This is a genomic window from Lacinutrix salivirga (assembly GCF_053604675.1).
Window position 1 is genome coordinate 65975 of record NZ_JBSHNP010000126.1, and the last position, 14140, is coordinate 80114.

The 14140-nt window shown below is 32.4% G+C and carries 11 protein-coding genes; 2 read left to right on the forward strand and 9 right to left on the reverse strand.

Going from position 1 to position 14140, the window contains the following annotated elements; translation table 11 throughout:
• From ACVC5O_RS11370 to ACVC5O_RS11380, 3 genes are read right to left on the reverse strand one after another with little or no spacing between them, the layout of a single operon-like run.
• Complete coding sequence (locus tag ACVC5O_RS11370; RefSeq protein ID WP_452221602.1) at positions 1-1683, reverse strand: DUF6909 family protein; 1683 nt, start codon at positions 1681-1683, stop codon at positions 1-3.
• A 28-nt stretch (positions 1684-1711) separates the two neighbouring features.
• The gene (locus ACVC5O_RS11375) at positions 1712-3214 is read right to left on the reverse strand and encodes a GH3 auxin-responsive promoter family protein (RefSeq protein ID WP_452221603.1); all 1503 of its coding nucleotides are present in this window, start codon (positions 3212-3214) and stop codon (positions 1712-1714) included.
• Entirely contained in the window at positions 3214-4083 is an 870-nt protein-coding gene (locus ACVC5O_RS11380) for a M23 family metallopeptidase (RefSeq protein WP_452221604.1), read from the reverse strand. Before ACVC5O_RS11380 ends, ACVC5O_RS11375 begins: the two co-directional genes overlap by 1 nt.
• A 115-nt stretch (positions 4084-4198) precedes the next feature.
• Between ACVC5O_RS11380 and ACVC5O_RS11385 the strand changes: the two genes are divergently transcribed.
• Positions 4199-4387 carry a twin-arginine translocase TatA/TatE family subunit gene (locus tag ACVC5O_RS11385; protein ID WP_452221605.1) on the forward strand — a complete coding sequence of 63 codons (189 nt, stop codon included), beginning with the start codon at positions 4199-4201 and terminating at the stop codon, positions 4385-4387.
• Positions 4388-4461: 74 nt separating this feature from the next.
• Here the strand turns inward: ACVC5O_RS11385 and ACVC5O_RS11390 are convergent, their stop codons facing one another.
• From ACVC5O_RS11390 to ACVC5O_RS11405, 4 genes are read right to left on the reverse strand one after another with little or no spacing between them, the layout of a single operon-like run.
• A complete protein-coding gene (locus ACVC5O_RS11390; RefSeq protein WP_452221606.1) occupies positions 4462-5472 on the reverse strand; it encodes a DUF4837 family protein in 1011 nt (336 codons plus the stop codon).
• A gap of 15 nt (positions 5473-5487) precedes the next feature.
• Entirely contained in the window at positions 5488-7065 is a 1578-nt protein-coding gene (locus ACVC5O_RS11395) for a LysM peptidoglycan-binding domain-containing protein (protein ID WP_452221607.1), read from the reverse strand.
• 44 nt (positions 7066-7109) lie between these two features.
• On the reverse strand, positions 7110-8300 hold the full coding sequence (locus ACVC5O_RS11400) for a phosphoglycerate kinase (protein WP_452221608.1): 1191 nt from the start codon (positions 8298-8300) through the stop codon (positions 7110-7112).
• 11 nt (positions 8301-8311) lie between these two features.
• Complete coding sequence (locus ACVC5O_RS11405; protein WP_452221609.1) at positions 8312-9940, reverse strand: hypothetical protein; 1629 nt, start codon at positions 9938-9940, stop codon at positions 8312-8314.
• A 155-nt stretch (positions 9941-10095) separates the two neighbouring features.
• On the opposite strand from ACVC5O_RS11405, the gene ACVC5O_RS11410 reads away from it, so the two are divergent.
• Entirely contained in the window at positions 10096-11250 is a 1155-nt protein-coding gene (locus ACVC5O_RS11410) for a DNA polymerase III subunit (RefSeq protein ID WP_452221610.1), read from the forward strand.
• Between the two features lies 1 nt (position 11251).
• On the opposite strand, the gene ACVC5O_RS11415 is transcribed toward ACVC5O_RS11410, so the two are convergent.
• Complete coding sequence (locus tag ACVC5O_RS11415; RefSeq protein WP_452221611.1) at positions 11252-13336, reverse strand: hypothetical protein; 2085 nt, start codon at positions 13334-13336, stop codon at positions 11252-11254.
• A 159-nt stretch (positions 13337-13495) separates the two neighbouring features.
• On the reverse strand, positions 13496-14008 hold the full coding sequence (locus ACVC5O_RS11420) for an OmpH family outer membrane protein (protein WP_452221612.1): 513 nt from the start codon (positions 14006-14008) through the stop codon (positions 13496-13498).
• Positions 14009-14140: the final 132 nt, after the last annotated feature.

Below are 14140 nucleotides of genomic sequence, written 5' to 3' on the forward strand. Positions count from 1 at the left end.
TTAATTAAATATTTGTTGTAAAATTTTACGTGTTATTAAATAGGTTGGTCTTACTCCAGAGGTTCCTAAACCTCCAGAAGCTAGTGTGCTTCCTGTTTCTAAAGGGTTATCACTTGCATAATAGGCATAACGTACTTTAACGTCTGGATTTATACTCCCTCTAACTTTAGAGGCTGCTTGTATTGCTTTTTGATAATGTGCGCCTTCCATTTCTAAGCCTATAACATTCCATGTTGAGTTAAAAAAGAATTTTAAAATATCTTTGTTTTGTAAAGAGGTTCCTAAAACAGACACCATTGAGCCTTCGTAAACATTAACACCTTGACCTTCCAAATCTTTTTTACTAAGCTCGTTTTTAAATGGGTAATTATCTGCTGTACCTTCAAAAATATGAGCCGATGGAATCATAATATCACCTTTTCCTCCTTCTAAAATTCCTGCTTTTCCCATAATAGAAACAGACTCAATATCTAAATGTATTTTATTATTTCCTTCTCCATAAGGTTTTAATAGCTCGTCTATAGTTTCGTAAGCTTGCTCTCCAAAAGCGTAATCCATGACAAATATAACAGGATGATTGGAATCTTTATTCTTTTTTATATCTAAATCTGTTTTTGTTAAATCTAGTTTAGAGGTGTCAAAAATCTGAACATCTATATTTGTACCAGATTCATCTTCAATAAAAATCATTCCGTTTTGTAAAGCTGTTTGTGTCACTTTATTTCTTAACGCTTCATTCTCTTTACTACTTAAGGCTTCGTAAACCTGAAAAATATCTTTTTTACTGGCTAACTGTTTTAATGCAGTTGACGCAAAAAGTGTATTCATTACACTGTGTAAATTTGCGCTAATAATATGAATAGGTCGTTCTAAAAGATTGTGCTTTTTTAAAGTTTCTTTAATTTTATCTGCCCAAATTTCTCCATGGATATGGTGTCCTAAACGCTCTCTTAATACTGGACTAAACGTTACCGTTCTTTTTTGGTTATTTACAACCTCGTTAATGGCAAGCTTACCTAACCAATACACAATGTTTAATAAGCGTTCTGGCTGTTTTTTTGTAGCAAATTTTGGGTAAACTTCTGTGAGTTCTTTAAATGTGCGACCTAATATATTTGCTGTATGTGTTATGGCAATTTCGCGTTCCTTTTGCGTTAGCTTCTTTTTAGATAAAGCTGCTTGTTCTAATTTAATCCAATCTCTTGTTGTATTTCCTTTTTCGTCTATAATTACACGACGACTAATTTTATGAGATTCTATAAATAAAAAGGTAAGATGCGTTAAAATATCGTAGATTTCCGAGCGTCCTCTAGTGATTTCAATATTCATTTGCTCTTCATCTATTCGATAGCAATTACGCCTTCTTTTTGGTGGTATTATAACTTCGAAATGAGAATCTCCATAACCTTCATCACTAGTTAAATTTATAAATAGACATTCTTCTATGCCATAAGGTAGTCTATCTATAACGTAAAGCAATCCTTCTAGCTCTGCTTTTTCTTCTGCAATAGAACCATAGATTTCTGGTCTTAATACCAAAAGTGCTTCTCTAAGTGTTTCACCAGAAACTCCCATAGGTTTGTAAAACCCACGATTAAAAAGGTGTCGCATAGTAATATACATTCTCTCAATGGCATTTGAGCTTTCCTGAGCTCTCGTTCTTGCATGATGTTTTTTCTTCATATATCGTATTTAACAGGCAAATATAGTATTATTTCGCTAAAATAAAGTTATTTAAAGCGTCGGCAATTTTACGATCGTTGGCCAAACGTGGTAACTTGTTTTGTCCGCCTAACTTTCCAATGGATTTCATATAATTTTGAAATCCATTTTTTTCTATCGGTGTAATTTTTAAAGGCTGAAGTACTTTTCCTTTTATTAAATCGAAATAATAACTGTTTTGTTGCTGTAAAGAAGCATCTATTTTTTGCGCTAATGCGGAAAGATTTTCAGGTTTGTTTTCAAATTCTATAAACCATTCGTGGTATGGTAATCCTGAAGGAGGATTAATTTGTGGTGCCACAGTAAATTCGTTTATTCGTACTGTTGTATTTTCTATTCCTGCTTGTAAAGCTTGCTCTACCTCTTTGCCAATAACATGTTCTCCAAAGGCCGAAATAAAGTGTTTTATTCTACCAGATACAATAACTCTATATGGCTTGATGCTAGTAAATTGTACAGTATCTCCTAAATTATAAGCCCACAGCCCTGCATTAGTACTAATAATCATTACGTAATTTATACCAACCTCAACAGCTTCAATAGTAATGCGTTTTGGATGTTCTGAGAAAAACTCATCGGCTTTAACAAACTCATAAAAAATTCCGGAATTTAGCTGAAGCAACATACCCTTTTCAGCTTGCTTATCTTGAAAAGCAAAAAATCCTTCACTCGCAGGATACAGCTCTATACTATCTACTTTACGGCCTATTAAATTCTCAAATTTAGCCTTATAAGGCTCATAATTTACTCCTCCAAAAATGAATAAATTAAAATTTTTAAAAATATCTCCTATTTTTTTTCCTGTTTTTTCCTGAAGCTTTTCAAAATACATTTGTACCCAAGACGGAATACCAGAAATTACAGTCATATTTTCTGGTAATGTTTCTTCTACTATAGCTTCAACCTTAGTCTCCCAATCTTCAATACAGTTAGTTTCCCATGAGGGCATTCGGTTTTTTTGAAGATATTTAGGGACATAATGTGCAACAATTCCAGACAAACGTCCTAATTGAATGCCTTTCTTTTCTTCTAAAACTGGACTTCCTTGTAAAAAAATCATTTTACCGTCTATAAACTTAGTATTACCCGTTTCATGTATGTAAAGTAGTATTGCATTTCGTGCAGCCTTTACGTGTGTTGGCATACTTTCTTTAGTAATAGGTATATATTTTGCGCCAGAAGTTGTACCAGAGGTTTTAGCAAAATATAGTGGTTTACCTTTCCAAAGTATATTTTCTTCTCCTCTTACAACGCGTTCTACATAAGGTTTTAAGGTTTCGTAATCTCTTATTGGAACTCGGTTTACAAAATCACTATGTGTAGTTATAGTTTTAAAATCATGGTCTTTGCCAAATTGTGTTGTTGTTGCTTTATTAATTAACTCTTTAAAAACGTTTTGTTGCGTTTTAACAGGGTTTTCAGACCATTTTTTTATGGATTTAAAAATACGTTTTGCAAATGGTTTTGCTAGTGCTGATTTTATTGAGCGCATTATTTAAAATCTATAAAGTTTGTTGGGTTAACAGGATAGCCATCACTCCATAACTCAAAATGTAAATGAGGTCCTGTTGTTAAACTACCTGTATTACCTGAGGTTGCAATAACTTCACCTGCTTTTACTAAATCGCCTTGCGATTGTGTTATAGAAGAGTTGTGTTTATACACCGAAATTAAAGCATTACTGTGCTCAATTATTATTACATAGCCTGTGTCTGATGTCCAACTTGCAAATATTACTCTACCATCTGCAGTAGCTTTAACAGGCGTGCCTTTTGGGACAACAATATCTACTGCATAGTGTCTATTTTTTATGTCGTAACCTTCACTAATAGTGCCACTAACAGGAGGGAACAATACAAAATTAGCTTTAGACGTTGCCGTTTCGAAAAGGTTATATTTATCTTCTTTTTCTACTTTTTCTCTTAAAATAGAATCTGCTTCTATAGGTGTTAAATCCACATCGCTTAAATCTACTTTTGCAGCAGCAATTATAGAATCTCTATTAAAATTTACAGTTGATACTTCACCTTTTAAAACTTTTTTAATAGACTCGTAATATTTTTCGTTTAAGTTAATTACTTGTTGTAAAGAGTCTGTTTTATAACTTAATGCAACGGCTTGTTTTTTTAATTTAACCGATGAATATCCAGGTATATACTCTCGTAAAGGTGTGTAAGCAATTAATAGCGTGGTTAATACTATTAGCATAATAGAAGATAGCATTAATAGAACAAAAACATTTAGTCGTGTTAGTTTTAGTGATAATCGTTCTTCAAAAGTGTCTTCATTTAAAATTACTAAACGATACTTGTTAAGTAGTTTTTTTAGCCTCCTTTTCTCTTTGGGTTTTTTATTTGCCATTACAAGCAAAAGTAAATAAAATTATAATTCATTCTCTTTAACAATATGCTAAAGTTATCTTTAAAACGCTTTTATTAAAGTTTAATTATTAACTTTGTAATCTAAATTTTAAGTTATGAATACATTAAGTATATTATTAGGGTTTGTTGGTCCTTGGCAATGGGTTATTATTGGCTTGGCAATTCTTTTGCTTTTTGGAGGTAAAAAAATCCCTGAATTAATGAAAGGATTAGGGAGTGGAATTAAAGAATTTAAAGACGCTAGTAAGGAGGAATCTGAACCAGAAAAGAAAACTAAAGAGTAGTTTAATACACACAAATTAATACAAAAGCCAACGCAATGCGTTGGCTTTTTTTATAGGCTTATTTTACTTATTATTTATTTTATCTCTAAGGATTTTATAATAGCTTCTAGCTCAAACATGTGATCTCTTTTGCTAACTGAAGGTGCAAAAGTAAAGCCTTCTACAACAATATATCTATTATTTATTTTGTCCTCCACCATATAATTAATAAATGGACCAGACATAAAATCGCCTTTTAAATCCCAAACACCTTTAGTTTCTATAGTTGGTTTGTTATCTATTATAGTTTCGAATAAAAATGGTGCATAGGCTTTTTCTGTAATCATATAAGAGTTTATAACTTCTCCTTTAGCGTTTAATTTACCATCAGACCTTCCTTTAACATAAATACTACCAATAGAATCTCTTACACGAATAACTTGGCTTGCTATACTATCGTTACGCTTAACTGCGCTTAAAGGTAACTCATAAACCATAAAATTAGTGGTTCCTGTAGGAATGTCTTTTCTTGCCCAAAAAAATGTTCCGTCTTGTTTTGCAATTTTATAAGCCGATGGAAATTTTATACTTACACCAAAGTGTTTCTCTAAGCTGTCGTTAACATATAGGGATTTTTTAATGCGTTTTTGTCGTTCTTTTATTTCTGTATCTTTAAATGCTTTTACAATTTTTGGTCCACTCTCTTTAATTTGCTTTACAATATCTTGTACTGTCTCGCCAGAGACTATAGCTACTCTTTGTGGTTGTGCATAGACATTATTACCAATTTTAGTATCTGCAGGCTTTCCTTTTTCAATTTTTAAGATGGTTCTGCTTTTGGTTGTAAATCCAGAAAACACATTTGGTGGTATTTGGTTCATATTAAACAACGGTTCGTCTTGGTTTAAACCATCTACAGGAGCTGCCAAAACAGATCTAATAGCATCTCCAACACTACCTTCCCATAACTCATTATCTACAACTACAGAAACGTAATTAATCTTACCTGATGATTGAGATAATATTTTTTTGTTAGATTTTTTACTGTCTTCACAAGAAGTAAATACAATTAGAAAAAAGATGCTTAATAAGGATAAATAGCGCATAACTGTTATGTTAAATTAAATTTTAGACACTTTTAGTGTCATTCCAGGTTTTAAATTAGTACCACTAATACCGTTCCATTGTTTAATATCGCTAACAGAAATTCCAGGAAATTTTTGAGCAATGCTCCATAGAGAGTCTCCACTTTTAACTGTATAGGTTTTGCCTTTAAAGTTAGAAGGTATTGGTTTTACTGTACTTTCCTTCGTTTTAACACTTCTTGCTGAAGTATTTCGAGGGTATATTGTAAGGCGTTGTCCTATTTTTAAATTATTGCTTCGTAATCCATTCCATTGTTTAATTTGGCTAACTCTTACACCAAATTTTCTGGCTATTTTACCTAAATAATCTCCAGACTTTACTCTGTAGCGTGTTTTACTTTCAGAATTAAAGAGTTGTGGTAATGGTTTTTCTCTTTTATCTAATTCTGCTTTAGCAAATGCGTACAATTTATCTTCATTATTTACAAACTTACCTACAGATTCTCTAGGCAAACGAAGTGTATAATTTTTTCCTTTTATATAAGGAATAATATCTAGTTTATAAGAAGGGTTTAAAAACTGAAGCGTTTCCATTTCGACACCTGTGAATTCCGAAACCTGATCTAAAGTAATCATTTGTTTTACATGTATTGTATCGGTTTCTATGTGCCTAAATTCTGGTTTATGCTTTACAAAACCATGCTCATCGGCATACTCAAAAATATACATTGTTGCCAAAAACAAGGGAACATAGCCTGCTGTTTCTCGAGGGAGATTAGCTCTAATATTCCAATAATTCTCATAACCTCCAGAGCGACGTATCGCTTTACTAACATTTCCTGGTCCTGAGTTATAAGCGGCAAGTGCTAAATCCCAATCGCCAAATATTTGATATAATTTTGCTAAATAGCGCGATGCTGCTTTTGTAGATTTTATAGGATCGCTACGCTCATCAACATAACTACTTACATCCAATCCATATTGTTTTCCTGTAGCGAACATAAATTGCCATAAGCCTGTAGCTCCAACGCGAGAACGTGCTCTTGGTTTTAATGCAGATTCTACAATGGCAAGATATTTCATTTCTAAAGGAATGTCGTAATTATCTAATTCCTGCTCAAACATTGGAAAATAATATTCGCTTAATCCCATTAAACGCTCGAGTGATTGGTGTCTATTTTTTAGCCAAGATTTAATTACACTTTCTAAAATAGGATTGTATTCTACATTAAAAGGTGTTTTCGCATTTAAACGTTCTAATCTAGCTTTAAGAGTGTCTGTGGATAGTTCTGGGTAATAAACCGCTTCGTATTTTAAATTTGTTACATCTCTATAAATAGTATCAAACAGTGTTGTACTATACAGTTCGTCCATCCATTTTTTATCTATCCCTTCGGCTAATTCATTATCTAAGAGCGGTTCGTTTGTGTCTAATGGCTCAATAGTTTTTACTTCTTTTTTAAAAAATGCTTTACCATCAATTATAGTATCAATAACATAGCTTTGTCCTGCAACAAGTTGAGATTCGTCTATTCGAGTATTTTCTTCTTGAGATATTATTAATTGCGTAGAAAACAGCAATAGAATAGCGATTAAGCGTTTTAAGGGATTCATGTAAACAAGTTTTATATAAAACGTGAAGGGTTTGTTTTTGGTATTTAGTCTTCTAAAATAGCAGCAATTCCTGGAAGTGTTTTTCCTTCTAAGCTCTCTAACATTGCTCCACCTCCTGTACTTACATAGCTTACTTTTTTCTCAAAACCAAATTGTTTTACTGCTGCGACAGAGTCTCCTCCACCAACGAGAGAAAATGCGCCTTTTTTAGTAGCTTCGGCTATTGAGTTACCAAGTTCAATTGTGCCTTTGGCAAAATTTTCTAGTTCAAATACTCCTAATGGTCCATTCCATAAAATGGTTTTGCATTGCATAACGACCTCATGAAAGTTCCGTATGGATTGTGGTCCTGCGTCTAAACCTTGCCAATTATCTGGTATCTTATCTACATCTACAATTTGTGTGTCTGCATCGTTAGAGAAGGCGTTTGCTGCCAAAACATCTACAGGCAAGTGTATGTGCACGTTTTTGGCTTTTGCTTGTTTTAGAATCTCTAAAGCAAGCTCCATTTTATCGTCTTCGCAAATAGAGTCACCAATTGCTCCTCCTTGAGCTTTTATAAAGGTAAAGGTCATTCCGCCTCCAATAATTAGGTGGTTTACTTTATCGAGTATATTTTCGATTATAGTTATTTTAGACGATACTTTTGCGCCTCCAAGTACTGCTAGTACAGGTTTTTCTCCTGTTTCCATTACTTTTTTTATGCTTTCTATCTCTTTAGATAGCAGTGCTCCAAAACATTTTTTTTCTGGAAAAAACTGAGCTATTACTGTTGTTGAGGCATGTGCTCTATGTGCTGTTCCAAAGGCATCGTTTACATAAATATCTCCTAATTTAGACAATGCTTCTGCAAAATCCTTATCTCCTTCAGTTTCTTCTTTATGAAATCTTAGGTTTTCTAGAATTAAAAGTTGACCAGGTTTAAGGTCTTCGGCTGCTTGCTTGGCTTCTTCTCCTGTACAATCTGAAACAAATTTTGTTTCTACACCAATAATGTCTTCTACTTTACTTGTAATATGCTTTAGGGAGAACTCCTCTTGAACACCTTTTGGTCTTCCTAAATGCGACATTAATATACAGCTTCCTCCATCTTCTAATATTTTAATTATTGTAGGTTTGGCAGAGCGTATTCTTGTGTCGTCAGTGACTTGAAAGTTGTCATTTAATGGCACATTAAAATCTACTCGTATTAATGCTTTTCTATCTTTAAAATTGAAGTCGTTTAGGGTTTTCATTGGCTATTTTTTTACAGGTTGGCTTTTAAAATCCAAGTGTCCCATAATTTATTTTCTTGTTTTGTGTCTTGTAGTGTTGTAAAGGCTGTTTGTATGTCTTCGCTAGCATAAATATAAACGTAATGCCAGTTATTTGATGGGTTTATAAACGTAATTGGTTTAAAGCCTTTTGTAATTAAAAAACTCTCCCACTTGGCAACATTTGATGGGTCTGCAAATACATTAGTTACTACATAATAGCCAGGATCTATACCTTCGATAATTGCAGATCGACTATCTCTTAATCTATAAAAATCTCTTGATGTAAGACTTTTTCTAACAGGACGTTGCCTTACTTTTTTAGCACTACTAGTGTTTGTTGTTGCGTAAGTATTACTCGACGTGTTTGAGGTAGAACTTGAATTCACTGTTGAGCTTGTTGTTGAACTCGCAGTTGTTTTTGTATTAGAATTTGTATTGTAGTTAGCATAAGAGTTGTTGTTAGTGGTGTTTGCATACTCTGTATTGTCGTCATAAACAATATCCTGAGGAGAGTCATTAAAATAGGTCTGGCTAATCTCTGTTTGGAACGCTGTAAAATAGAAGTAATAACGGTCTGATTTTGTATTTAAACGTATTGTAGTTTCATTAACCTCGTTATTAATTATCGTTCTGTTATAATTAGGAATACTTAACTCTGCAATATCAAAACCTAATGTGTTAGCGCTATTTGGAACTCTATCGGTATTAATTTGGCCGTTTTTAGAAATGCTACTATTAAAAAAGTTGTTTGGTCGTCTAAACTTATTTCCTAAAGGTAAAAAAGAAGAGCCATCTGCTTTAATTATAGCGCATTGGTCTCTTTTTAGTGACGCATCACCTTCTAAAGCAGAAACCACAATAGAGGTTCTGGAGTCTCCTAAGTCTATACTTTTAAAGTTTTTAAAAGTAACATCTACTGGGTCTTTGTTTACTAAGGCAAAACCATCGAAAGTAGTAATAAACTTAGGGTTATCGGTTGGCGATTTATAAATAACATATAACATCCAACCTGCTGCACTACCTCCTGTAACATAACCTTGAGTTGCTCTTACGTTTGCAATAGTATAGAGTCCGTTTTTAGTGCTTGCATTTTTCACTAACTCTGTAACATCTGCGTAACAAACGTAAGGGGAATTTATTCTGTGTTCCTTTGTGTTGTGACCATCAAAAACAACAGAGCCTGTTATGGTGTTATACTCGCTTTCTGGCGTTTTAAATTTTATAACATTTATGTTATTATCTCGTTTTCCTTTGCTTTTGTAAATTAGGCTTCCGCTAAATTCTTCTTTTATACCTAATTCTTTATTGTAAGTTCCTGTCCAGTAAAGTCCTGCGTAAACCACTTCTTCTAAATTATCTGGTAGAGACAAACCTGCTTTACTAGAGCTAAATGTAGTGTCGTCGTTATCCACATCTACGTAGGTCATTTCCAGGTCGTCATTGTTATCTGTAGCATCGTTAAAAGCTTCGGTAGGATGCGTACTCATTATAGTATTTCCTATAGCTTGAGCATCTCCATAAATATAAAACTCGTTTTTAACTTTAAATTCTACACTATCTTGTGCTATAGCTGTAAAGCCGAAAACACAAAATAAAATGAGGCTTAAAAAATATTTCATTAGTTTAGTTTAAATAGCATTTTAAATAAAAGTAACATCAAATATATGCAAATCAAGTGATACTGTAATAAAATAGGTACAATAAAATGCATTTATAGGTTTAAAGGCGTTTGGTTTCCGCTCTGTTTTATCGAATAATAAATTATATTTGCGCTATGTATTTTTCCAGTATTTTAGGTCAACAACATATAAAAAAACACCTTACGCAAAGTGTAGATAATGGTAGAATACCACATGCTCAACTTTTTGTAGGACCTGAAGGTTCGGGTACTTTACCTATGGCAATTGCTTATGCGCAATACATTTTGTGTGCTAATAGCAATGGAGAAAATAACGGAGACAATACTGCCTGTAATTTAAAATTTGAGCACTTTTCGCATCCTGATTTACATTTTGCTTTCCCTGTAACTACAAGTGATAAGGTTAAAAGCAAACCTGTATCTAGTTTTTATTTAGAAGAATGGAGACAGCTTTTAAAACAACAACCTTATGGTAACTTATTTGATTGGTATAAATTACTTGGTGTTGATAATAAGCAAGGACAGATTGGTGTTGACGAAGCGCATGAAATTGTAAAGGCGTTAACCTTAAAATCTTACGAAGGTGGCTACAAGGTAATGCTGATTTGGATGGCAGAAAAAATGAATACTGCTGCAGCCAATAAATTATTAAAGTTAATTGAAGAGCCTCCAAATAAAACCGTTTTTTTACTTATTGCTGAAGATGAAGAGCAGATTATTAGTACCATTAGATCGCGTTGTCAGGTTTTACACTTTCCACCTTTAGCAGAAGAAACCATTAAACACGCTTTAATTGAAAACTTTAGTTTAAATGAAGCTATTGCAACAAAAATAGCGCACCAAAGTGACGGAAACTTTAATAAAGCAGCAGATTTAGTGTATCATGATAGTGAAGACACACAGTTTGAAGATTGGTTTATTTTCTGGATAAGAAGTGCTTTTAAAGCTAAAGGAAACAAAAGTGCAATACACGATTTAATTAATTGGAGTGAGGATATCGCCAAAACAGGTAGAGAAACCCAAAAACAATTTTTAAATTTTTGTTTAGACTTTTTTAGACAAGCATTACTGGTTAATTATAATGCAGAATCTCTTGTGTATTTGCAACCAAAAAATGAGAAATTTAAACTCGAAAACTTTGCGCCCTTTGTGCATGGCAATAATATAATGGATATCTCTAATGAGTTGCAAGATGCTATTTACCATATAGAGCGTAACGGAAACTCTAAAATTATCCTAACCGATTTGTCTATAAAATTAACACGTTTATTGCACGCAAAAAAGGAGTAGTTTATTGCTTAATGTTAATTATCCAACAATTTTTTAGTAGTTCTGTTTTAGAAAAGGCTTTACGTTGCATAAAGACATCGTAAAAATTTGTTGATTTAAATAAGTAAATATAAAACTTGTTGTTGTTTTGGTCCTCAATAATATTAGAGTTTATACCATTTACTTTTAATTCAAATTGCAAATCTATAGCGTCTTTTGCGTTAGTAACTATAGCGTTTATTATATAATATCCTTCTTCTGCACCTACTATTACTGTAGGTTTTTGATTGTAAACACGTTTAAAGGTTTGTGTTTCGTAGATGTAATCATCTGGAATTAATAATTCTTTATAATTTTCTCTTGTTAACTCTAAATAATCACCTATTAATCGTGATGATTTTGGACTAAATTTGGAAGTTTGTACCTTATTATTTTGAGTTATTGTTTTGTTATCGTTTTGTTTTAGCCAAACAGGTAACTCTGATGTGCCAGAAGCAATTTTTTTCTTAGCATTTGCTGCCATTTCAGGCATTTTTTGTTTTTGCTCTATAGGAACTATTTCTTTAAATTCTGGAGTTGATTCTGCTGCAGTTTGCTGTATTTCTGGTTTACGGAGTTTTTCTTTTTTAGTAAGCGCTTCTTTCTCACTTTTAAGTTTTTCTTCTTTTTCTTTTAATGCTTTCTCTCTCTTTTCTAATTCTTCTTTTTGTTTCTTAACTTTTTCTGCACTTTCTCGTTTTTCTCTAGCATCTTTATCTCTTTTTTCTTTTTCGGCTTTCTGTTTTTTAGCTTTTGCTTCTTTTTCTGCTTTAGCCTTCTTCTCTCGCTCCTCTTTTTCTTTTTTGTTTTTGGCTGCTTTCTCTCGTTTCGCTTTTTGTTTACGCGCATCAATTTTATTAGAAGAGATTTGAGCTATCGGCATTTCTTCTTTTAAAGCTTTAGGCCTTTCTATTACTTCAACTAAAGTTCCGCTTGAAATTTCTGAAGTTTCATTATTAAAATTATTGTTTTTTTCTTCATAAAACGCTTTACTTATTTCTGTTTGAAACGCTGTAAAAAACAAATAAAACCTATCTGATTTCGTATTAAATGCAAGAGTAATTTCTTCTGTATCATTATTAATAATAGGATTATCTGTTTTTGGAATATCTAAAGTGGCAATATCAAAACCTAAGGTGTTTTGGCTATTTGGCGTTCTATTGGATAAATAAGTGCCGTTAGTGGTTATTTTACTATTAAAAAAGTTAGATTTTTCTCTTAAGCTAGAGTTTAAAATTACACTTTGGTTTGTTTTTTTGTTTATAATTAAACATTCATCTTGGTCAATATCACTATCACCTTCTAAGGTTGCAATTGTAAGCGAAGTATTGATTTCGCCTATGTCTAAAGATTTAAAATCCTTAAAATTTACTTCGACAGTTTGTCTGCCTACATGAGCAAAGCCATTATATGTTGTTATGTATTTTGGGTTAGATGTTGGAGCCTCGTAAACCACATATAATAACCATCCTGCAGCACTACCTCCAGACACATAGCCTTTAGAAGCTATTACATTTGCAACAGTATAATCGCCATTTATAGTTTGCGCTTGTTTTAATAGTTTAGTAACATCTGCAGAGCATACATAGGGAGAATTAAGCCTAAATAATGAGCTTTTTGCACCATCAAACTCTACTTTACCTGTAATATTTTGATAGTCTCCATTGGGAAGTTTAAATTTTATTTTATTGATATTCCGTTTTTTAGGACGCTTACCTTGGAAGAAAAAACTGCCACCAGATTCTCTTTTAAACCCTTGCTCATAGCTGTAGGTTGCACTCCAATATAAAGTGGCATAAGCAATTTTAGTATGGTTTTGTGGTAGTTTAAGTTTGGCTGAACTTGAGCTAAATGTTGACTCGTCGTTATCTATATCTACAAACACCATATCAATATCATCATTAGTAGTTTCTAATGTATTGAAGGGTTGTTTAGCGTCTTCACTTAATATATTATTACCAATAACAACAGCATCGCCATAGATATAAAATTCTTTTTGAACCTTAAATGGAATGGCTTCCTGAGCAATGGTAAATAAAAAAAAAGTAAAGAAAATAAGAGTGAGCAAAAACTGCTTCTTTATCGTCTTTATAAAAATCATTAATAGCGACAGTAATAATTAATTGTCTCAAATATAAAGAATTATGTTAAGACTTGTACATCTCGGGTTTTAAAATAAAAAAAGCCAGACTAAACAGTCTGGCTTTTTGGTAAGGGATTAATTTTTTTATTTTTTGTAAGCGTCGTTAAGTGCTTTTGTAATTTCTTCGGTTAAATTGTTTTCGTCTATGCCATATAACACACTAGCAGAACCTTCACTAGTTCCTAAAATATAGGTGTAACCGTTTTTCTTTCCGTAATCTTTTACAAACTCTTTTACATTAATAATTACCGAGTCTATTTCTTTTTGAAACTCTTGAGTCAACTGTTGTTGTTCAAATTGCATTTGTTGCTGCAACATTTGTTGTTTTTGACCTAAGGCTTGGTAATTTTCTTGTGCTTTTGTTTTAGACATTTTTTGAGCAGCCATTTGAAATTTTTGAGCTTCTAATTGAAAGGCTTGTCCAATACTATCGGTTTTCTTTTTAAACGCTTCGTCTTTACCATCAAACTTTTTTTCAATGTCAATTTTGTGCTGGTAAGCATTTATTACTTCTCCAGTATCAATATATCCCATTTTTTGTTGTTGACAAGAAGAAACTCCTAAAATGATGAATAAAGCTAAAATTGTATTTTTCATAATAATTTTTTAAGTGTGCGCAAATGTAAAAATTGTTTTTATTATTAATTATAATAAATATTTATTGTTTTTATTTTTGAAATAAGAATAAACTATTAAAAATGAATTAAAATAAAGCGATTTAAGGCGGTT